Source organism: Methylomonas koyamae, from assembly GCF_006483455.1.
GTDB lineage: Bacteria > Pseudomonadota > Gammaproteobacteria > Methylococcales > Methylomonadaceae > Methylomonas > Methylomonas koyamae_B.
Genome location: NZ_PPPU01000014.1, coordinates 92,615 through 113,946, shown reverse-complemented (window position 1 = coordinate 113,946; position 21,332 = coordinate 92,615). Strand labels below are relative to the sequence as shown.

The following is a 21,332-nucleotide window of genomic DNA, read 5'->3' as shown; positions in this document are numbered from 1 at the left end:
TCGGATTCGGGATGCTTTTACGCGATGCGATGGGTTTTGATGGTTGATGGATTTGGCGGAACGCCTGCCGGCTTCCGCCCTAAGATGGAGGCGACATGCCGGATTATCGACGGTATCGGGTGCCGGGTGGGACGTATTTTTTTACGGTGAATTTGCTGGAGCGGCGGCTGGATACGCTGATTCGGCATATCGATGTGTTGCGCGATGCGGTGCGGGTCAGCAAACGGGAGCGGCCTTTTCGCTTGTGCCCTTGAGGGTACATCGATGCCTGGGTGGTGTTGCCGGACCATATGCACTGCGTGTGGACCTTGCCGCCGGGGGACGTTGATTTCTCCAATCGCTGGAAAGCCATCAAAATCCGTTTCGTGCAAAAACTCCCCGCCACCGAACGACGATCCAAGGTACGCACCGCTAAAGGCGAATGGGGCGTCTACCCATGGGCATAAATGGCAACGGCGCTTTTGGGAACATTCTATTCGCGATGACCGGGACTACGCCAATCACATCGATTATTGCCATTGGAACCCCATGAAACACGGTTTGGTTCAACGAATCGCCGATTGGCCTTATTCGTCTTTTCATCGTTACGTCAGGCAAGGTTTGCTGTCAAGCGATTGGGCCGGATCATCATTTGCCGCCGAGTTTGAGCCTGGCGAACCGGCACTTCATTGAGTTCAGCATATCGCTAGCTTAGCGATATAAATTTTTAAGTCGTTCAATACCAACAGAATCCGCTTTCTGACAATGTCCGAAGCTTGTTTAACCGATTCCCTCAATATGGATACATATAGAGTTGAACAGCTATCCAAGTTATAAATAATAGATCCGACATTGGACCCTTGTTTACTGCCACAAACCACTAGCCGATGAAACGCCGCCTTACGATCACTTTGATGTCCGTTTGTACCCTGTTTGCCATGGCTGCAATCAGCGCCGAACCTGCTAAGTCGCAAAAACCGGCTTATCTAACAGAGGTAAAGGAAGATAACGCGCTGTTCATCAGCGAACTGGAACTTGCCGCGAATCGCGGCGATGACCTGGCGCAGGTGATGTTGGGTATATCTTATATTCACGGACTACCACGTGTTAACGATCATCCGCCCATCCCAAAAGACATTGAATTGGGTAAAAGCTGGATGATAAAAGCCACGGCAGGAGAAGACGGAATTTGCGTGATGGGCATGCTGGCTAACGCCTTGCAACATGAAGCCAGCGCTATAGCGACCCAAAATTTTGACGAAGCGGTCTATTGGTATCGGCAAGCGGCGGCAAAAGGTAGTAGCGACGCGCAAGCTGAGCTATTGAAGCTTTATGAAGAGGGTTTGTACACGCCGCAAGACGAAACGGAAATTTCGCGCTGGACGATCAATACGGCAGAGCACGGCATTATTAAAAGCTATGCCAAAGCAGCGGCCCTGTATTTTGATGGGCAAGCTATGCGCCGCGATCCGCTGCAAGCATACAAATGGAACTCTTTGGCCACTAAGTACGAACCAACCGACGCCGATTTAGCCAAGAATCAACAAGATATAGGTGCACTGTTGACCGAGCGGCAGCGGGATGACGCCCAGAAGTTGCTAGACACCTGGAAACCCAAGCACCAGGATGATTGCGAAAAACTTAGTCGGCGTATGAGATAGCGAATGGTCTTGTAATGCGCAAAGCCGTAAGGCGGAAGTCGACAGGCGTTATGAAAACAAATCTGACTTAGCAAGTCGTTGGGTTCAATCGTTAAATCGACGGGCTGCACCGCCTGTTAGTTGGAAAATACGTCATCTATGCAAGCGCTAAACAGGAACTGATTATGACTTATCAAGTGACAAAATATGACCTAGCAAGACTTTGTAATTTGGGGGCAGCCATATCAGTGATCTTGGTTTTAATTGCTGCATTGCCAGCATGTTCGACCCAATCGAGGAATGTCGGCTCGACCGGTTATGTTTTGTTATCTGCCGATCAAAGAACGATAATCGCCATGCCCAAGCCGCAGCTAGCCAAGTTGAATTTATCCGGCGAATGTCGTAATACAACGCTGACGTTTGAAAACGAGCAAGCTAAGGCCTTGTGGCCGGCGCCGGGTTTTGTTATGCCTTTGCAACATTGGGGTATGCATTACGCCGGTACTCGTGCCGGTAAGAGCCAGCCTAAATGTTTTGACCAAGAGCTAGACGTAAGATTATGGCAGTCTGCTATTGGCACACCGATTACCGGACGTATGAGTGAAAAAGACGTACAAGAGTATGTTCGCATTGTTGAATCGGTCGACTCGCGTTACGCCCATGCCCGACAAACTAACCATATGAGTCAAGATCAAAGGGCTGTCGATATGTTCCTGGGCTTGGCACAACAAGGCGATGCCAAGGCGCAATTTCGGGTGGCGGGGGTGTATGAAAAGCAAAATAAATATCCGGAAGCCATCCAGTGGTATCGCCAAGCGGCGAACCAGGGCTTGAGTCTTGCCCAGGAGCGCTTGGGACAGTTGTATCTGCAGGGATTGGGTGTTGAGCAAAATGAAGCCGAGGGCAGAAAGTGGTTAAATATCTCCAGCCAAGCTAAACCAGTCAATCAATTCAATTCAGCTGGCGTACCGAGTAGGCAGGTTGTTGGGCATATTGAAATTCCTGGTGTACAACCATCGTCAAACGTTACTAGTAACGGTTTTGTAAATCCACAGCCCAATTATGACCTGGCTCGTGAACAGGCTCAACAGTTTCAAGAAAATCAACAAAAATGGGCGGCAGAGGAGCAAGCAAGAGCTCAGGAAACAGAGCGTTTCCGTCAACAGCAAAACGAATGGAGTCGCCGCGAGATGGAACGCCAAGAAGCCGAAAGACAGCAATCGCAAATGCAAAATAACCACTTTTAGTGGTCTCAATACCTAGATAAATACCTTAGATTTAGATATACATAACAATAGCGTTGAAACGACTCATAAGTGACTGACCGCTATACTAGGTTGACCAGACAAATCAATAATACGAACGCCACGGTCTGGTTTGGGTCGACTCAGGCCTTCCAGCACTAGATTAAACGCAACGCCCTCAACGTGTCTAGCGGATGGATTATTCAGCCGGCCCAGCTAACAATCGTTCCACATGCCGATAACTCAACCCGGAAATGCCGGATTTCTGCATCGATTGTTTCAGCGAATAAGCCAGCGCCGAGGCGAGGACGCGGGAATAGTACGGCAGGGTTTCCAGATACACCGGCAAGGCGGCGTCGATGGTTTCGGCTTGTTGCAGTTGTTGTTCGAGTTGGCGGCGGCGGTCGGCGATTTCCTCGAGGAAGGCGTTGTCATTGGCGCAGGCGTCGGATAGCTCCAGCGTCCAACTTAAATCCGCTTGTAATTCGCAAGCGCCAATGAAGCGGCCGGATTGGGCCGGCGGCCATTGCTCCGGCGCGATCAACGACAGCCGATACTGGTTATCCTTGAAGTACAGCCAATAGGTTTGCCCGGCGGTCGGTTTGAAGCGAATCTGGCTGTTTAACACGAACAGCGAGGTGAACAAGTCGCTGCTGATTTGTTGAAGGTTCTTGGCGGGTACGACCAGTTGCTGCTTGGCTTGTTGCAAGCTGTCCAATAGCGCGACCAAGCCCTTGCCCTGGGGATTTGCCGATTTGTTGATTGAACTCGTCATGCCAAGTGTCCGCTAATCTGCCGAAAGTTTTGCGCGACGCCGGCTACGCGCCGACCGCCGCGGCATCATCGTACCAAAATAGCGGGGTGTCAGTTCCCGATGTGTTCAATACCAAAACACAGGGTATCTGGAAAACGCTGGCGAGATAAGAACGTGCCGGCCCGGATTGCGCGGGCCGGCAGCAAATGGAGACGGCGGCCGCAAAGGCCGCCGATTGCGTCAGGCCGCCAGCCGCCGTTTTTTGGCGAACGACAAACCGGCCGCGCCGGCCAGGAATAAAGTCCAAGCCGCCGGCAGCGGCACCGGCGCGGTTTCCAGGATCAATTGCGGTACTGGATCGGTGCTGTTCTGCGCGCCCGAGAAGTAATAAGGCACCAGCAAATTGCCGTTACCGTCGTCTTGGCTGACGAGGGGATCGATGGCCCCGCCCAACGCGAATTTGCCGCCCAGCTTGGCGTTCAAGTCAGCCAGCGCACCCGCCAAATCGATGGTTAAAATCGAACCGGTGGTGATGGTGGAGGCTTTTAGATCGGTTTGGCCGTAAAGCGTGCCGTCGTTCATGTCGTCGAAACCCGCCAGATTTTCCGCCGTGCTGGAATTGCCGTTGGTCAGCACATCGATGCTGGTGGAAACCGCGGAAATTTTGTAGTGATCGGTTTCGTTCGGCGATCTGCCGTCGCTGGGCGAAAAGATTTTCAAGGTCGCGCCGACGATTTTGCCGGTGACTTGGCTCAAGTCGTAAACGAAATAGTGGCGGATGGTAATTTGGGTGTCGGCGCTGGAAAAAGGACTGCCCAGATCGTAGCGCGGCAGATTGTCCGGCGTGGTATGGGAAACAGTGGTGGTGGCACCGCTGACGGTTCTTTCGAAGATGCCGAAGTTGGCGGCGTCGACCGTCACCAGGGCGGCACTAGCGTTAGAACTGATCGCCGGCAATAGCAGCACGGCCAGTAGCGAAGATTTAACAAGATTCATCGTATTCACCTGAGTTTTGAAATGGACTAAAACATGTTGGCCGCATCCTTGGGGGGCAGATCAACATCAACAACCGCCAAACCACAAGGTACTGGCGGCATGTAACAGCAAGGCGCTGATGCGCCGGAGCTGTCGGTACTTGCAGTAGCGCGGAAACCGCCAGCGAATCGCGTTTTCCGAACTGCGATTAACCGGGGCGTGCTTTGAGTTGTGCTTCGACGCATCAGCCCGGTTACTGGGCGAATACTGTAATCGGTCCGGTGCTGCGTTTCCCCCTCCCTAGGGAGGGCATTTGACTGTAAATATTTCACAAACGGCAAAATGTGCTATGGCCGGGTTTCCACGCCGTCAGCCTTTCACCGTTTGGGGGATAAACCAATCTGGGGGTAAGACTTGGCTTGTTGCGGTTTAGAACGAAATCTCGATTCCGACCCAATACGCTCTGGGCGCACCGGGCCCGATGAAGGTACTGCTCAGCCAATCCCTGGAGTTGTAATTCCAGCCACTCGGACCGATGGCACCGCGCTCCGACGGCGAAAACGGATTGGTACCCAGCCGCCCGGCCGTCGCATATTGCCGATCGAACAAGTTATTGATCATGCCGAAGACTTTGACCGTCTTACTGACTTGGTATTGGGTTTTCAAATTAAAGATGGCAAAGCCGGAGACGCTGCCGGCATCTCTGTATTGGCGGCCTCTGACCAGGATCGAATTACCCAGTTGGTCGGTGGTGTAGTAATAGTGGTAGGCACCCTGCTGATGGTCGTTGTTTTCGTTACCGCGCACGAACGAGGCGGTGTGCGCCACCATGTTGATGCCGAACTGCCATTGCTCGGTTACATGAAAATTCAGCGAAGCGTTGATGTTGTGCAACGGCACGCCGGGCATGCGGTCGCCGGGATTTACTTCGATCATGTCCTGCAAGGCCACAATCGGCCGCCCGCTCGAATCGTATAGTTGTTGACCGAAATCGGCATTGACATCGCGCTGAGCGGCGCTGCTGTTGTGCGGACTCAGCATGAACAGATGCGACTGGAAGGTAGCGTCGGTATAGCCGTAGTTCAGCGAGAAATCGACGATGCCGGCCTTGCCGGAAAAACCGAACTCGATCCCCTGCCGCCGGGTCTCGCCGATGGTGTCGAAAAAGCTGCGGTCGGCGGTAATGCCGACCAGATAAATGTCGTTGCTGACATCGGTGCGGTAGACGCCGGCATTCCAATTCCAATCGCCGAAGACTTTGCCGCGCACCCCAAATTCGTAAGAACTCGCGAAAATCTGCGGCAGAAACGGATCGCCGGACAAGGCGGTCGGCAAGGTGCAGGAGCCGCCGATTGTCGCCAAACTTTTCGGTATTGATTGCGAGTTGGGATCGCCCGGATCTTGCGGCACCATGGTGCCGTCGTAAGCGCAGCCCAGTTCCACAGTGGACGGGGTCCGCGTGCCCCGGCTCCAGTTAAAGAACGGATTCAAGTCCTTGTATGGTACGTCCTGGTTTTTGAACGGCAGATAACTAAAGCCGGCCGACGGGTTGAACGAGGTGTAGTCGAAGCTTTCCGAAGTTGGGGTTTCGCTATATTGGCCCAGGCCGTAGTACGGGTTTTGCGAGTTATAAACGTCATTTAACCAGCGTTCGTCGTTGTAGTTGGGCGTATCCCCACACGAGGCCAGATCGCTGCCGTTGCACAAAATGACCGTCGGCCGGTATTGATTGAGGTCTTTAATATCGCTCAAACTTTCGAAACCGGCACGGGTACGGGCCCGCATCCGGTTTTTGACGTTGGTGCGATTGAAGCGACCGGAAACGCTCAGGTGCAGGTTGTCCACCGGTGAAAACGTCTCGCTGAAATAGCCGCTGAGGGTACGGGAAACGCCGCTGAAGGAGTTGTTGTTGATGTCCTGCTGGCTGGCGGTGTATATCGGATCGATGTTGACCGGGTCCAGATACACCCGGTGGCTGGCGTCGATCAAACCAAGGCGCTGGCTGGTGTCAAAATCGGTCGAGGCATAATCGATAGAGCCGCCGAACATGAATTTATGCCGCTTGTTGTTCCAGTTCAATTGCAGCGAGGCGCCGTCGGTGATCTGGCCGATATCGGTTTTGCTCAATACCCCGATCGGAGTTCCCGGAATGTAGCCGGCGGGCGAATAAATCGGGTCGGGATTGATTGGATCGGTGTTGTCGCCCGCGGCACCGTTGCGCGGGCCGGACACCCTCTCGTAACGCACGGTGCTGCAGCCGGTGCTCAAATTCAAAGGATCCAACGGATACAGATTATTACTGTCCTCTACCGTCAAGTTCTTTTTGTTTATGCTCGTCGGATCCAGGGTACTGGTGCCGGTAAACGGATCGTAGATAAAAAGACCGTAATCGATAATGCCGTCACGATTAGCATCCTGATAGCGGCACACCGGCTCGCCGGTCAGTGTGCCGTTAGCCTGTAAGACTTGGTCTGTTCCCGCGCCCCCGACATCCATTTCCGAAAATCCTTCGTAAATATCGCCGGCAACCGATTTACGGTTGCTGTCGCGGCGGTAAATTTGCCCGGTGACACTCCACTCGTCGTTCAAAAACAGTTCGCCGCCCAAGGTGTATTGCTGGAGCTGATTTTGGGTGCTGTCCGGCGAAGTAAACACCGAGGCCGGCTCCTGCCGGTACAAATCGGTCGGAATCAAGCCGTTTCCCAACAGGTTGTTGCCCACCACCAAGGTGCTGAAACGCAGATTGTAATTGTCGCCGCGCACATCGAAACGAGCGAAACCCTGGTTGACCTGGGACGGCGAATTGTCCCGCCAGCCTTCTTCGTCGAATCCGGTAAAGGACACGAAAGCGGCGACGGTACCGTTGTTCCAACCGGCGGTCAGCTCGCCTTTCTTCCGGTCCCACGATCCGCCGGTAAACCGCAAGTTGACGCCGCTATCGTCAAAGCCGTTTTTGGTGCGTAGCGACAAGGCGCCGCCCAGCGTATTCAATCCGAACAACGGATTGGAACCCGGAAATACGTCCATGCTGGACAAGGCGTTCATCGGGATCAAATCCCAATTGACGATATCGCCGAAGGGTTCGTTCACCCTGACGCCGTCGATAAATACCGACAGGCCTTGCGGCGTACCCAATTGCGGCGACGCTGAAAAACCGCGGTAGCTGATATCCATCTGGAACGGGTTGCCCTGGTAATCGTTGACGTTAACCGATTGCAAATGGCTGTTCATCAAGTCGCCCATGCTGGTGGCCAGGGATTCCTTGATGTCTTTGGCAGAGATCGACTGAATGTTGCCGGCGATTTGCTCTTTTTCCAGTTGCAACCCTTCGAGCGGGCTGATCTTGGCGGTGGGTTTGCCTTCGACGATGACACTATCCAATTCGTTGGCTTCGACTTCGCGCTCTGCCGCCGGACATTGGCGGGCACCAAACATCAGGATCAGCGCTAGGAGCGAGCAAGAGAACGTAGTTCGGCATCCGCAGACTGAGTGCGGTGAATAGCGATCGGAAAGCGACAACATGGGAAAGGTCAGTGGTTGGTAAGTTGGCCTCGTGCGAGGATGGCTCTAACGAAAACTGCGCGATTCTAATCGGCAACCTCGTCGAGGGATACAGGAAAAATTCCTTATATTTCAATAATTTTTTAGGATTTTTTCCTGCGCTTTATGCAGCAATATGCCTGCTAGAATGAAAAACAGGTCTCGGTAGCGAAGACCGAATTCTTCGACTCGTCAGCACGCTTATGAATATTTACAAGACGGTGTTATCCGGCGCCGGTATCGCTTCAGTAGCCATGATTTTCGGCGGCGCCCTGCAATGGTCGACCGGCGACCAAAACTCGCTCGCTCCCCCTAAGCTATTGATTGGCAATGGTGCAAAGCCGATTCGGCCACAACCAAACGCCGCAATGGCCAATACATCGAGCAATGCCGACTTGGCATTGGCCGATACCGACCCGAAAACCCTATCGCCTAACGAGCCAAATCCGGCTCCCGCGGGAAAATTACCTGGTGTGTTTCGCGGCGACTGGGGGGAAACCCCGATCTATGCCGCCAATGACCGGGTCAACTACGCCGGCTCGGCCTATTTGAGTCTGCAAGCCGAGAATCAAAACCAAGTGCCGGACAGCAGCCCTAACTACTGGCGCTGGTTAAAGACCTACAAGGCCGCCGACCTGGAAACTTGCCGAAACGCCAAGGCCGGCGATGATCTGACCCGTTGCGACTATAGCGAGAGCACGAGCCTAAAGGATCGAAATTTAGCCGGCGCCGTGCTGTTCAAAGCCCGTTTGGGCGGCGAATTGGGCCGCGCTGATTTGAGCGGCGCCGATTTATCCGGAGCGGCAGTGATCGGTTCGCTGGTCATCGGCGCCGAAACCCGGCTGGCCGGCGCCAATCTGTCCAGCTTGCAATCCGACGGCAACAACCCGCTGATCGCCGAATCGGCCAATCTGCAACAAACCAACTTCAGCCAAGCCAATTTGTCCGGCGCCAAACTGGCCGGCGCCGACATGTCCCAGGCGCAATTGGCCCACGCCACCATGACTGGCGCGGAACTCAGCGGCACCCAATTGGCGAACGCCGACATGCGTAACAGCAACCTCAGCTACGCCAATTTAGCCGGCGCCGCGCTGACCGACACCCGCCTGCAGGAAGCCAACCTGTCCGACGCCAATCTGAACGATGCCTTACTTGCCGATGCCGATCTGCAACAGGCCAACTTAGCGGGGGCGGAACTCGGTGGTAGCGATCTGTCCGGCGCGGATTTACGCGGCGCCGACCTCTCGGCGGCCAAAGGCAGCGAGCGGGCCATTATCGATAGCCGCACCCAATTTCTGTCCGCCATCTGTCCGGATGGCGTGATGGTCGACGGAACCCAGGTAACCACCTGCGTTGGACACGGCTTCTAGCCGATTCCAATGCTCAAGGACGAGCAAACCCTCCTCAATAGCAACGACACACAATTTATCGAACTAAGGAGAAACCATGAAACACACATCACTTGCGGCAGCAATGCTCGCCGCCTTTGCCGTCTCCGGATCGGCCATGGCCACCGGCCTGGTAACGCTACCGGCCACCGGCTTTGCCGTCCCCGGCGGCACTTCGGCCTACGCGACCTGCAACCTGACCGGCGACTTCGGCTCTTTGGAGTCGACTCCGCCAACGTTTTCGCCCAACGGCGGCGCCAACAACACCTGCGCGGTGCCCAGCAACAATCCGCCGGTCAGCGGCTACTCTCTGGTCGTCAGCACCCCGCGCAATATCCGCATCAACAACATCACCATCGGCACCGTAACCGACCAAGTCTGGCGTAACGCTGCCGGGACCAGTTGCGTTTACGCCGCTAAAATCCGTCTGAATAACGTCGACTACAACCCGTCGTCAGCCGGCACCCAGTATTTCGAAGTCAACGATTTCAAACGCGCCGGCTTTCGCAATCGCGGCCCGGTTTCCGCCGGCTACAATTTCGTCACCCGCGGCGGCTCGGCATCGGATGAAGTCTTATTCCGCGTCGGCTTGACCTCTACCTCGGTCGCCCACGTCGCCGGCAGCACGGTAGCGCAACCCTTGACCTCGGTCGCCCCCATCAGCGACAACTGGGTGGACTTTACCTCGGACGTCAATTTCATGGACCCGGACGGCTCGTCGATGCGTGATTCGTCTTGGTTTTACGTGCAAAGCGGCTGTACTTCGGCAACGCCGACCGCCGTGACCGGCGCGTTGCGCTTCCGTCAAACCGGGCAGGAAGGCCAACCCGTTGTGGAAATCAGCGTGGACGGTTTCGCGCCGGCCGGTGCCAATACCAATCAATAATTAACCAATTCTCCGGAATCGATCGGACGCTTCGTCCGACAGTAATCCGGCGCAACCGCGCGAGCAGCATCAGCTTGCGGTTGCCCCGGCACCTTAAGCGCAGGCAACTCAAATCAAATAGCTGCGGTTGGACCGGAGCCGCGAATATTCAGATCATCTGTAAGCCCTTGCGGCGAAGCCCCATTCAAAGCCCGGACAGATCCGTCACCACTACCTGCGCCCGGCAAACCAGCGCATCGCGTTCGGTTGCGGCAAAACGGTCCAGGTTGCGATAGACCATGCTCAGGCGTGGATTGCGCTGTAACTGGTCGCGGTGGCGGATGAAAAAATGCCAGTACAGCGCGTTGAATGGACAAGCGCGCTCCCCGCTGCGGGCTTTTTTATCGTAATGACAACCCTTGCAATAGTCGCTCATCCGGTCGATGTAGGCCGCGCTGGAGACGTAAGGTTTGGTGACCAGCAAGCCGCCGTCGGCGAACTGGCTCATGCCCAGCGTGTTGGGCAGTTCCACCCATTCGAAGGCGTCGATATACACACCCAGATACCACTGATGCACCGCCTCGGGCGCCAAGCCGGCCAGCAATGCGAAATTGCCGATTACCATCAGCCGTTGGATGTGGTGGGCATAAGCGTATTGCAGCGACTGGCCGATGCAGGCCGCCAGGCAATTCATCTGGGTTTCGCCGGTCCAGAACCAGGACGGCAGCGGCAGGGTGTGGCCGAAATGATTGAGTTGCGCGTACTCGGGCATCTTGGCCCAGTACACGCCGCGCACGTATTCGCGCCAACCGATGATTTGCCGAATGAAACCTTCGACGGCCGCCAGCGGCGCTTGGCCCTGGCGATAGGCCGTTTCCGCTCGCTCGACCGCTTCGCGCGGGCTGAGCATTTTAGTGTTCAACGCAAACGACAGCAGCGAATGAAACAGGCGCCAACTGCGCCGGCTCATCGCGTCCTGAAAATCGCCGAACTGCGCCAAGCCGTCGCTGATAAAAGCGTCGAGTTGCTGTAACGCTTCCGCCCGATTCAGCGGCCAGCGAAAGTTTTCGGCATCAGCCGCGCCGAAACTGTTGACGCCGGCAGCGACGATGCCTTGCCACAGCGTGGTATGGTCATGCCGCGGCCGGTTGTCGTAAGCCACCGCCGGCACGCCGGGCCAGGCCTTGCGATTGTCATGGTCGAAATTCCATTGCCCGCCCAGCGGCCGTTGCCTGTCGTCGAGCAATACGCGGTGTTTGACCCGCATCCGCCGATAGAATTTTTCCAGCAACCAATGCGGCTGGGCGCCGAAGCATTGGGCGGCTTCGTCTCGCTCGGTGTAGAAATGTTCGCTGTCGCAGGCCCGGCTGGCGATAGCCAGGTTTTGGCAGTACTCCCGTAACTGCCGATCCAGCCGCCATTCGTCGGGCAACTGGTATTCGAAGCGCTGCGCTTGAAAGCGGTCGATCAAGCAATCCAGATTGGCGGGCAGCGCTTGCCGGTTGTCGGCATCGTCGATTTTCAGGTAATGGACGCGATGGCCTCGAGCGGCCAATTGCCCGGCAAAGTCGCGCATCGCCGCAAAAATGCCGATGATTTTTTGGGCATGGTGCAGCACGTAATCGGTTTCCTGACGGATTTCCATCAGCGTATAGACCACGTTCGGGTCGCTATCGACCAACCAGCTATGCAGCGGATTGAGCTGGTCGCCCAGGATCAGGCGCAATGTGGTCATGGCGCGGTTACCGAAGGTAATGCTGGCTTGCCGCATCGGCCGCGGCGCACAGGCTGGGTTCGATGATGTACAGGCACTGGACCGGGCCATGGCGGCAAGCTTGCCACAGCGGCGCGTGGTCGTGCAGGCGCAGATCACGCTTGAACCAGACCAGGTTGTAACTCATCGCTCAATGCCAGCCCTGACGCCAGGTGGTGGTGTCCTGCAAGGCCCGCCACGGCAGCAGTTGGATGCGCTTGCTGTGCACCGCTTCCAGTTCGATCAACTCCAACGGTAACGTCGGATCGTCGGGCCAAAGCACTTTACTGACGATGAAATGCTTTTCCCGGTTTTGCGGCGCGACGGCGGTCCATTTGCTGAGCAACAATTTACGCGGATTGAGTTTGGGCGGTTTGGTTGGGTTCATGGCTGGCGAGATGCGGGCGTTTAGTCTGCGAGCTTACCAGCCGATGCGGATTTGGCCAGATTTTGCAGCCAAGGTGCGAATCGAATGCGCAACGGGGCTCCCGCGTTCGCGGGAGCGACGGTGGGGTTCGATCATTTACAGCTTGGTAGTTATAACCGACTACCAAGCCCAATCAATTCCCCGGCTGCAAGGTTACTTCGACTTCGCGGGTCTGGCCGTTGTTGACCAGTTGCACTTTGACGACATCGCCGATTTTCTGGTCGTCGAGGCGGGCGAACAACTTCTGCAACGAGTCGATTTCCTGACCGTTGATGGCAACGATCATGTCGCCGGGGATGACCCCGTTTGGCGTCATTTCGACCCCGCGCAAGCCGGCCTTGTCGGCCGCCGAACCGGGTTGCACCCGCAACACCGCGACGCCGGCCGTGCCGGTCAAAGCGGCCAGCCGTTTGTTCATCTGTTGATCGATTTCGATGCCGAGGGCCGGACGAATGTATTTGCCCTGTTTGATCAATTCCGGCACCACCCGCATCACCGTATCCACCGGCACCGCGAAACCGATGCCGGCCGAGGCGCCGCTGGGGCTATAAATTGCGGTATTGATGCCGATCAGGCGGCCGGCGGAATCCAGCAACGGACCGCCGGAATTGCCGGGATTAATCGCCGCGTCGGTTTGAATCAAATGCTCGACGGCCGGACCTTCCTGGCCGCCCAACGAGCGGTCCAAAGCCGATACCAGACCGCTGGTCAAGGTCCAGTCCAGACCGAACGGGTTGCCGATCGCGAACACTTTTTGCCCAACCTTCAAATCGCTGCTGGTACCGATCGGCACCGGCGGCGGCCGTTTGAAGCCGACACCGATTTTCAACACGGCAATATCGTGCACCTGGCTGGCACCGACCAGCGCGGCTTTGTAATCGCGGCCGTCGGCCAATTTAACCGTGGCTTCGTTGGCGCCGGCGATGACGTGGAAGTTGGTCACCACGTGGCCGGCTTCGTCCCAGATAAAGCCGGAGCCGGTACCCTTGGGCACCGAAAATACGTTACGGGTCCAGGCGTCGCGCACCAGCGCGGCGGTGCTGATGTACACCACCGAATCGCGGGATTTTTCGAATAGCTCGATCGTGCTTTTCTCGTCGGCCGCCAAATCGCCGCGCGCGGCTATAGTTCGGATCGGTGCCGGTTCCGGTGCCGAAAGTCCTGGGCGCCAATTCCAAACGGCTAGCAGTACGGCGGCGACTGCGCCAACCGCGAGCACGCGCTTGACGAAGGGATCGGCAGAATGGGTTTGCTTGGGATCGTTCATGGCGGCCTCCGGCTATTGGGTTCTGATGCCGGCGACATGGTAGCGCGTTTAGCGATTTTCAAGCGCAGACTACCTAAAAGCGGCAGCACAACGCCTGAGGTTTAGGCGTCCCACTGCAATCGGAAACACGCCTCGTCTTCAGCGTATTGGCGAAAACCCAATTTGGTATAAAACGGCAGGACGGGGTTGGCTTTGATGACATTGAGCCTGACCGGCAATGCCTTTTGCCTGGCTATATGTTGTATGTGGATAAGGATTTTTCGGCCGAGTCCTTGGCGTCGATATTCCGACTCGAGCATGATCATCGCCAGCCGGAGATGGTCGCTACATTCGTTCAACACGAACCCGCCGATACGGTGTTCGCCCCGCCAAATGACCTGCCAATCGCTGGGCTTGAGGTTTTGGTTAAAACCGCTTTTCTGAAAGTTTTCGTCCCAACCCCAGGTAGCTTCGATGTAAAGCTGCATAGATTGGCGGTACAGCCCGAACAGCCATTCGGCATCGGCCGGGAGGCCATCGCTCAATAACAGGTCTTTTATGTGTTCGGGAGATTCGGACATGGGTTTATCGTCAGACCCGATTCGGAAACGACACTTCCAGCACCACGCAGCCAAGGTCGGTTTTGAACGGACCGTGCAATTCGCCGGGCGGTCGGCTGGCGTAGTGGCCGGCTTCCAGCCACAGGTCAAAAGCCGCGTCGTACAAACGGCCGCTGACAATGAACACTTCTTCCGGGTAGTCGTGGGTCTTGCCGCCGAATTCGGCAGTGTCGGCCCCCGGCAGGAAGCGGGTCAGACGGGTGTATTCACCGGTTTCCGGATCGAAGCTCAGCGTTAATTGATCCGCCTGGCCTTCCAGACCCGGAATCGGCTGCCAGCCGTCCTGCTTGGCGGGAAATAACGGATTCCAATAAGTGCAAGTCGTTTTCGGCATGATCGGTTAGGCCAATTCGTACAAAATTGCGGCGCATAAGGTCAATCCCAGCCAGTGGTAACCGCCGACCACCAGTGCGTACAGCCCCGGTTTCGGCATATTCGGCGAGATGGCATTGACTGCGGTAAGCGCGGCGCCGTAGCCGGCACCGATCACAAACCCGATTTTTAATGCATCGGTCAACGATGCCGGCCGGATTAAATCGAACAGGATTGCAGTGGCAAAAGCCGCAATCAGGCAGCCCAGCCATGGCCCCAGGTAGTAGATCGCCGGCGGCCGCCAGCGTTGCGGACGGCAAAAGCCGACCGCCCGGTCCCAGTATTTGCCGAACAGCGGAGTGAACCAAAGCCCGCCCAACATGAAGTAGGCGGTTCCGGCAATTAACGTGGCAGACAATGTCATACGCAAGCTATGTGGGGTGGGCGGTCAAGCGTTGCAACACGTCGATATCAAACGGAAGCAACCGGGCGAAAGCATGCCGACTTGCGTCGGCATGGCAATATCGGGGTATCAATAATAGACCACAGACGCCGAGCAACTCAGGTCGATGTATCGGGACGCATTGACCACGCCTTTGGGTGGTTCGCCGGTAAACGGCGTGGCAACCCGGGTCAGGATCAACTGGCTGACGAAATGCTGCGGAGCGTCGCCCAAGTTGATTTGCGGAATCACCACGGAGGCGTGGTCGATGCGCAAATCAGGAATGTGTTCCAGCGTGACTTCCCACAACTCGCCGATTAAAGTGGATTCGACCGTGATGTCGGCCTCTTTGAAGGAATAGTTCTTTTTACCCAGGTCCAGATTGAGTATGGTCACCGCCGGGAAAATGCCGACTTCCGCCTTGCTGCCGATGCTCAGAGTCAGGTTGGCGCCGCGGCCGAAACATTCGTAAAAATTAGGTTGCTGTACGGCATGCGCAGCACTGGCCAAGCCGCCCGATAGCAACGCGCCGACGATCATCGATGTGTGTTTCAGTTTCATACTCTACTCCAAAGACTAACGATGAAAATATAAGGTCGCCATTCATGGCGCTCCTGTTGTTGCCGAGTGCAATCGCTAGATTCTAGCGAATTTACTCAGTTCTTTTACGATAACCGCAAATCCCTGCCGCCAACACCCTACAGACTTAGGGGGCAGGACCTAGAGCGGATTCCGCTGCACCGTTGTTGTCAGCTTCAGAAACGACCGCACCTCCGAAGCCAAGGCGCGGTCGCAAGGTCTTTTCACGACGGCAACCCGGTGCCAAAATTTAAAAAGGGTCCGGACGATCTTCGTTACCTAATACCGCCCGAACCAGAAAGTGCGGTGCGGCCCAGTCACCGTCCACCGCATCGCGCAATGCCATAAAGATGAGCTTGGTCTTCGCCCGCTAAACCGCCGGTGGCCAACGCATCGCCGCGGCGAACGACCTGGCGAAATATGCGATGCCAATGCACCTCAGGGTCCAGCCACGACAAACCTTGAATTCGCGGAAATCAGGGTTGAAACGTCGAGACCGGCACTTCGCCAGTCTCCGTTTCAGTCGATAGCAAGATTAACCGGGATACGCTAACGTTTCGCCCTACCTGCGGGGGGTGTTTTTCAAATGATTGGTAGGCTAGACGCCGATTGCCGAGGAACTAAATTCCAAGCGCGAAGGTCGGGATTACGCCCGAAACCGCTGTAATGACTCAGAGGTGACTGATATGAAAAACAACAACACACTTAGAACAGCGGGGTTGACCGTTTTATGCGGACTATGGCTGATGCCGGCTTGGGCCGAACACAGCGAACATACGGTAGCGAAAACCCAGGCCCCACCGGTAGAAGAAGTCGAATACGAATTCTACGATTACCACGCCGGCATCACCTACCCCGGCACCTTGCAGAATTATCTATTTCGCCATTCGGAAAAACACCAGCCGCCGGGCGAGCGAGCATATCCGGAGCTGGAATACCATGACCGTTAACGGTTAACCGCTCCGATCAAGCGCGGCTGAATTTGAGCCGGTTCCCAATCCGGCAGCAGGAGGCTGATGAAATATTTGTTTGATCCCCTTCTCGCGGCGGTTTCGGGTACCGATCGCGCGAAGCGACCCACAATCTCGCCGCTTGAGCTGTCTCAATGATTGGAAAGGTTCAGGCGGGACAATAACATTTGGCCTTGAACGGGCGGCCGGTTGCTGCAGAGAGAACGCTGTTGCCTGTCGATTAAACCGAACGAGTAGCAAGCGTGGGACACTTGAGGACACAAAAAAGCCCAGATTGACTGGGCTTTATAGTCTGGCTGGATTGGTTTAGACAGCCTGAAACATCATTCAATATTCTGAATCTGCTCGCGCATCTGCTCGATCAGCACTTTCAAATCGATCGAGATCTGGGTCATTTCCCGGTCGGCGGATTTGGAGCCGAGGGTGTTAGCTTCCCGGTTCATTTCCTGCATCAAAAAATCCAGGCGCCGGCCAGTGGGTTCGGGTTGCTTTAACGCACGCTGCACTTCCAGGACGTGAGTTTCCAGACGGTCCAATTCCTCGGCCACATCGAACTTTTGTGCCAGCAGCACCAGCTCCTGCTCCAGCCGGTCGAAATTGGGCTCGGCAACCATTTCCTGGACTCTGGCGGTCAATTTATTGCGTAAATTGTTCAATACCTCGGGCATCCGTTTATGCGCCGCTTCGACCAACACCAACACCTTCTGGCAGCGGTCTTCGAGCAATTGTGCCAGTTGCGCCCCCTCTCGAACCCGAGTCTCCAGCATTTTGTCCAGAGTTTCCTCCAGCAGCTGAACGATTTTGTCGTGCAGCGCGTCCTTGTCGGTCTCCTGCTCTTGCTGAACACCGGGAAAAGCCAACACATCGAGCGCCGAAAAAGCTTGCGGCTTGCTCATTTCGGCTTCGATAACGGCGGTAGCCGCCAACAGACGCCGCACGTTTTCCCGATTCACATTGAAGCTGGCTTCGCCGGTCTGCTTCTTGTAACTCAATGCACATTCGATTTTGCCGCGTTTCAGCTTTTCGGCTATCAAGCGGCGAACGTCGGCTTCGGCAAATCGCAAGCGCTCGGGCAATTTGACGCTGACGTCGCTGTAACGGTGGTTAACCGAACGCAATTCGCACAAGATAGTCAGGTTGTCGGCGCTCATTTCGCCGTCCGCGAACGCGGTCATGCTTCTAATCATTTTTCACCTATAATCTTCACGCTTTACCCGCGCAGCTTTCCTTATGGCCGAATATTACGATCCGGAAACCTACCCGAAACAATGGAACTACCTGCAATCGGGAACCATTATAGATCAGTACATGATCGAGCGGGAATTGGCGCACGGCGGCTTCAGTTCGGTCTATCTGGCCCGGCAAATGTCCGACCAGACGCAGGTGGCGATCAAGGAATACCTGCCGCGCAAGCTGGCGCACCGTACCTGGAATAACCTGGTGGCGCCGAATAGCGAAGAAGCCAAGGCGTTATTCATGCGCGGCCGGGCGCTGTTTTTCGAGGAAGCCAAAGTTCTGGCGATGCTGAAGCACCACAACATCGTCGACGTAATCAACTTCTTCCAAGCCAACGATACCGTGTATATGGTCATGACCTACGACTACGGCGTCACGCTGGATAAAATCCTACACCGCAAAAGCCTGCCGATTACCGAAGAATTCCTGTTGACGGTATTCCCATTGTTGCTGAACGGTATCGACGCGGTTCATCAAAAAGGCTTGGTGCATCTGGATATCAAACCCGCCAACATTCTGATCCGCGCCGAAAACGATCCGCTGCTGCTGGATTTCGGCGCGATCCGCAAAATCACGCTGGACCCGCAGCGCAACCGGGCCAAAGTGCTGACCAACGGGTATTCGCCGATCGAACAATACGACAGCAACGGCAATCTCGGCCCCTGGTCGGACATTTACGCCGTCGGTGCCAGCATGCGCGCCTGCCTGGACTACAAAATCCCGATACCGTCGCCGGACCGCGCCAAGCAGGACAATTTGCCGCCGGCCGTCAAAGCCCACAAGCGCCGCTTCCCGGAATATCTGTTAAAAGCGATCGATTGGGCCATGGCGATTTTTCCGGAAAACCGGCCGCAAACCGTGGCCGAACTGCAGCAGGCGCTGAGTCCCCAATAGTTAAAAACCGGCCCGGCAAAGCCAGTATAATGCCGCAACTTTTGATACTGCCGAGAACAATATGAGACCAAGCGGACGCAATCCGGACCAATTACGCGAAATTCGTTTTACCTGCCATTACACCAAACACGCCGAAGGCTCGGTGTTGGTGGAATTCGGCGACACCCGGGTCTTATGCACCGCCAGCGTCGACAATAGCGTCCCTCGTTTCCTAAAAGGCAAAGGCGAGGGTTGGGTCACCGCGGAATACGGCATGCTGCCGCGCTCGACCCACAGCCGGATGGACCGCGAGGCCGGCCGCGGCAAACAAGGCGGCAGAACCCTGGAAATCCAGCGTCTGATCGGCCGCTCCCTGCGCGCCGCGATCGACTTGAAGGCGCTGGGCGAAAATACCATCACCATCGATTGCGACGTGATTCAAGCCGACGGCGGCACCCGCACCGCGTCAATCACCGGCGGTTTCGTTGCCTTGTCGATTGCGATCGACCACCTGCTGAAAACCCACAAAATCAAGAAAAACCCGCTGCACGGCCAAGTCGCTTCGGTATCGGTGGGCATTTACAACGGGGTACCGGTGTTGGACCTGGACTATGCCGAAGACCACCAGGCCGAGACCGACATGAACGTGGTTATGAACGAAGCCGGCCACTTCATCGAAGTCCAGGGTACGGCCGAAGGCCATGCCTTCAGAAAGGACGAACTGAATGCGATGCTGGAACTGGCGGAACACGGCATCAAACAATTACTGGAAAAACAACAAGCGGCGTTGGAAGAGGCGAAGAAACCCGCGCCGAAACCGATCGCATTCTAAGCCGATGAGTTCGATCGTACTGGCCAGCGGCAATCCGGGCAAAATTCGGGAAATCCAGGCCATTCTGCAAAGCGACAAGATTCTGCCGCAATCGCAATTTAACGTCGCCGAACCCGAGGAAACCGGCTCCACCTTCATCGAAAACGCGATCATCAAGGCCCGCAATGCCGCCGCGCATTGCCGGCTGCCGGCGATTGCCGACGATTCCGGCATTGTCGTCGACGCACTCAACGGCGCGCCCGGCGTGATTTCCGCCCGCTATGCCGGCATCGGCGCCGACGACCGAGCCAATCTGGAAAAACTGCTGGCGGAAATGCGCGATGTGCCGGACGCCTTGCGCAGCGCCCGCTTTATTTGCGTGATGGTTTACCTGCGCCACGCTGCGGACCCGACTCCGCTGATCGCCCAGGGCGTCTGGGAAGGCAAGATCCTGCCTGCTGCGGTCGGCGAAAACGGTTTCGGCTACGATCCGATTTTCTGGCTGGACCAATTCCAATGCTCCTCGGCGCAACTGCCGCCGGAAACCAAAAATGCGGTGAGCCACCGCGGCCAGGCCTTACGCGCACTGGCCCGGCAGTTAAATCCGTGAACCGGCTGGAACCGATTGCCCGCCGCTTCGCCGGCGGCCGGACCATCCACGCGATCAGGCCGCTCGGTAACGGCCTGATCAACGATACCTTCCTGGTCGAAGCCGATGGCGACAACTTCGTCTTGCAAGCCATCAACGACCGGGTGTTTCCGCATCCGGAACGCATCGCGGAAAATCTAACCGCATTGAACCGCCACCTCGGCCGACAAACCGCAGTCGAGGTTCGTTTACGCATCCCCCGACTGCTGCCGGCTGCAGACGACGCGCAAATTCGCGACCGCGACAGCGGCCGGGTCTGGCGGGCACTGGAATGGATCACGCCATCCGAAAGCCGGGAACGGCTCGCCAATCTCAGCGAAGCCGGCGAAGTCGGCGCCGCACTCGGCCATTTTCATAGCTTGTGCAGCACCCTGGCCGCCGAAACCCTGCACGACACCCTGCCCGGCTTCCACATCACCCCCGAATATTTTCGTCAGTATCAGGCGGCGTTGGCTCAAGCACCGCAAGTGCCGAGCGACGCCGACTTGCAAAGCTGCCGCCGTTTCATCGCCGATTTCGGCGCAGGCATCCATGAGCTGGAACAGGCCAGACAGCGCGGTGAATTGGTGGATCGAGTGATACACGGCGATCCGAAATTGAACAACTTTCTGTTCGAGCCGGACAGCGACCGGATTATCGGTTTGGTCGATCTGGATACCGTGAAACCCGGTCTGGTGCATTACGACATCGGCGACTGCCTGCGCTCCTGTTGCCATATTCCGGACACCAACGGCTTCGATCTGCAGCGTTGCAGTGCGGTTCTCGAGCACTATCTGGCCGAGGCCGGCCATTTTTTCACGGCGGCGGATTACCGCTATCTGTATCCGGCGATCCGTCTGATTCCGTTCGAACTGGGTTTGCGCTTCTTCACCGATTATTTGCAGGGCAACCGCTACTTCAAAGTGGACGACGCCGGCCAAAATCTGCGCCGGGCGCTGGCCCAATTCGAGCTGGTGCGAGATATCGAACGCCAACGCGACGCCATAGAGAAACTGATAGCAAAATTGACTCCGACAACCGCTAGCTAA

The 21,332-nt window shown here is 56.2% G+C and carries 21 protein-coding genes and 1 pseudogene; 10 read left to right on the top strand and 12 right to left on the bottom strand.

Translation table 11 applies throughout. The features are described from left to right. Positions 1–95 precede the first annotated feature (95 nt). From C2U68_RS21780 to C2U68_RS08785, 3 genes and pseudogenes are all read left to right on the top strand, one after another. A pseudogene (locus C2U68_RS21780) lies at positions 96–672 on the top strand (REP-associated tyrosine transposase). Positions 673–866: 194 nt separating this feature from the next. Next, on the top strand, positions 867–1,640 hold the full coding sequence (locus tag C2U68_RS08790) for a tetratricopeptide repeat protein (RefSeq protein WP_140912114.1): 774 nt from the start codon (positions 867–869) through the stop codon (positions 1,638–1,640). A gap of 164 nt (positions 1,641–1,804) precedes the next feature. Then, complete coding sequence (locus C2U68_RS08785; RefSeq protein ID WP_140912113.1) at positions 1,805–2,866, top strand: tetratricopeptide repeat protein; 1,062 nt, start codon at positions 1,805–1,807, stop codon at positions 2,864–2,866. Between the two features lie 196 nt (positions 2,867–3,062). Here the strand turns inward: C2U68_RS08785 and C2U68_RS08780 are convergent, their stop codons facing one another. From C2U68_RS08780 to C2U68_RS08770, 3 genes are all read right to left on the bottom strand, one after another. Beyond that, entirely contained in the window at positions 3,063–3,638 is a 576-nt protein-coding gene (locus tag C2U68_RS08780) for a DUF2452 domain-containing protein (protein WP_140912112.1), read from the bottom strand. A 219-nt stretch (positions 3,639–3,857) separates the two neighbouring features. After that, positions 3,858–4,613: a hypothetical protein gene (locus C2U68_RS08775; RefSeq protein WP_140912111.1), complete on the bottom strand. Its 756-nt coding sequence runs from the start codon at positions 4,611–4,613 to the stop codon at positions 3,858–3,860. 408 nt (positions 4,614–5,021) lie between these two features. Beyond that, positions 5,022–8,027 carry a TonB-dependent receptor gene (locus C2U68_RS08770; protein ID WP_222101891.1) on the bottom strand — a complete coding sequence of 1,002 codons (3,006 nt, stop codon included), beginning with the start codon at positions 8,025–8,027 and terminating at the stop codon, positions 5,022–5,024. A 308-nt stretch (positions 8,028–8,335) separates the two neighbouring features. Here C2U68_RS08770 and C2U68_RS08765 point away from each other — a divergent pair, with 308 nt between their 5' ends. Together C2U68_RS08765 and C2U68_RS08760 are read left to right on the top strand one after the other, a co-directional pair. Beyond that, positions 8,336–9,502 (top strand): pentapeptide repeat-containing protein, encoded by a 1,167-nt coding sequence (locus tag C2U68_RS08765; RefSeq protein ID WP_140912109.1) that lies wholly within the window; start codon positions 8,336–8,338, stop codon positions 9,500–9,502. Between the two features lie 76 nt (positions 9,503–9,578). After that, complete coding sequence (locus C2U68_RS08760) at positions 9,579–10,406, top strand: hypothetical protein (protein ID WP_140912108.1); 828 nt, start codon at positions 9,579–9,581, stop codon at positions 10,404–10,406. A gap of 184 nt (positions 10,407–10,590) precedes the next feature. Here C2U68_RS08760 and C2U68_RS08755 read toward each other — a convergent pair whose 3' ends face one another. The 8 genes from C2U68_RS08755 to C2U68_RS08720 all read right to left on the bottom strand — a co-directional run bounded on the left by C2U68_RS08755 (position 10,591) and on the right by C2U68_RS08720 (position 15,746). After that, on the bottom strand, positions 10,591–12,120 hold the full coding sequence (locus C2U68_RS08755; protein WP_140912107.1) for a cryptochrome/photolyase family protein: 1,530 nt from the start codon (positions 12,118–12,120) through the stop codon (positions 10,591–10,593). A 7-nt stretch (positions 12,121–12,127) separates the two neighbouring features. Next, positions 12,128–12,286: a deoxyribodipyrimidine photo-lyase gene (locus C2U68_RS08750; RefSeq protein ID WP_260839270.1), complete on the bottom strand. Its 159-nt coding sequence runs from the start codon at positions 12,284–12,286 to the stop codon at positions 12,128–12,130. A 3-nt stretch (positions 12,287–12,289) separates the two neighbouring features. Beyond that, positions 12,290–12,526 (bottom strand): TIGR02450 family Trp-rich protein, encoded by a 237-nt coding sequence (locus tag C2U68_RS08745; RefSeq protein ID WP_140912106.1) that lies wholly within the window; start codon positions 12,524–12,526, stop codon positions 12,290–12,292. Positions 12,527–12,698: 172 nt separating this feature from the next. Beyond that, positions 12,699–13,832 carry a S1C family serine protease gene (locus tag C2U68_RS08740; RefSeq protein ID WP_140912105.1) on the bottom strand — a complete coding sequence of 378 codons (1,134 nt, stop codon included), beginning with the start codon at positions 13,830–13,832 and terminating at the stop codon, positions 12,699–12,701. A gap of 101 nt (positions 13,833–13,933) precedes the next feature. Continuing rightward, positions 13,934–14,392, bottom strand: a complete 459-nt coding sequence (locus C2U68_RS08735) for a GNAT family N-acetyltransferase (RefSeq protein WP_140912104.1) — start codon at positions 14,390–14,392, stop codon at positions 13,934–13,936. 10 nt (positions 14,393–14,402) lie between these two features. Next, positions 14,403–14,765 (bottom strand): cupin domain-containing protein, encoded by a 363-nt coding sequence (locus C2U68_RS08730; RefSeq protein ID WP_140912103.1) that lies wholly within the window; start codon positions 14,763–14,765, stop codon positions 14,403–14,405. 6 nt (positions 14,766–14,771) lie between these two features. Next, positions 14,772–15,167, bottom strand: a complete 396-nt coding sequence (locus tag C2U68_RS08725) for a DUF1761 domain-containing protein (protein WP_140912102.1) — start codon at positions 15,165–15,167, stop codon at positions 14,772–14,774. Positions 15,168–15,275: 108 nt separating this feature from the next. Then, positions 15,276–15,746 carry a hypothetical protein gene (locus C2U68_RS08720; RefSeq protein WP_140912101.1) on the bottom strand — a complete coding sequence of 157 codons (471 nt, stop codon included), beginning with the start codon at positions 15,744–15,746 and terminating at the stop codon, positions 15,276–15,278. A 704-nt stretch (positions 15,747–16,450) separates the two neighbouring features. Between C2U68_RS08720 and C2U68_RS08715 the strand changes: the two genes are divergently transcribed. Next, entirely contained in the window at positions 16,451–16,714 is a 264-nt protein-coding gene (locus C2U68_RS08715; protein WP_140912100.1) for a hypothetical protein, read from the top strand. A 344-nt stretch (positions 16,715–17,058) separates the two neighbouring features. Here the strand turns inward: C2U68_RS08715 and C2U68_RS08710 are convergent, their stop codons facing one another. Then, the gene (locus C2U68_RS08710; protein ID WP_140912099.1) at positions 17,059–17,922 is read right to left on the bottom strand and encodes a YicC/YloC family endoribonuclease; all 864 of its coding nucleotides are present in this window, start codon (positions 17,920–17,922) and stop codon (positions 17,059–17,061) included. A gap of 43 nt (positions 17,923–17,965) precedes the next feature. Here C2U68_RS08710 and C2U68_RS08705 point away from each other — a divergent pair, with 43 nt between their 5' ends. From C2U68_RS08705 to C2U68_RS08690, 4 genes are all read left to right on the top strand, one after another. Further along, positions 17,966–18,865, top strand: coding sequence for a serine/threonine protein kinase (locus C2U68_RS08705; RefSeq protein WP_140912098.1), 900 nt, complete (start codon positions 17,966–17,968; stop codon positions 18,863–18,865). Between the two features lie 61 nt (positions 18,866–18,926). Continuing rightward, positions 18,927–19,676, top strand: a complete 750-nt coding sequence (rph, locus tag C2U68_RS08700) for a ribonuclease PH (protein WP_140912097.1) — start codon at positions 18,927–18,929, stop codon at positions 19,674–19,676. Between the two features lie 4 nt (positions 19,677–19,680). Next, positions 19,681–20,265 (top strand): RdgB/HAM1 family non-canonical purine NTP pyrophosphatase, encoded by a 585-nt coding sequence (gene rdgB / locus C2U68_RS08695; protein WP_140912096.1) that lies wholly within the window; start codon positions 19,681–19,683, stop codon positions 20,263–20,265. Beyond that, positions 20,262–21,332: a phosphotransferase enzyme family protein gene (locus C2U68_RS08690; protein ID WP_140912095.1), complete on the top strand. Its 1,071-nt coding sequence runs from the start codon at positions 20,262–20,264 to the stop codon at positions 21,330–21,332. Before rdgB ends, C2U68_RS08690 begins: the two co-directional genes overlap by 4 nt.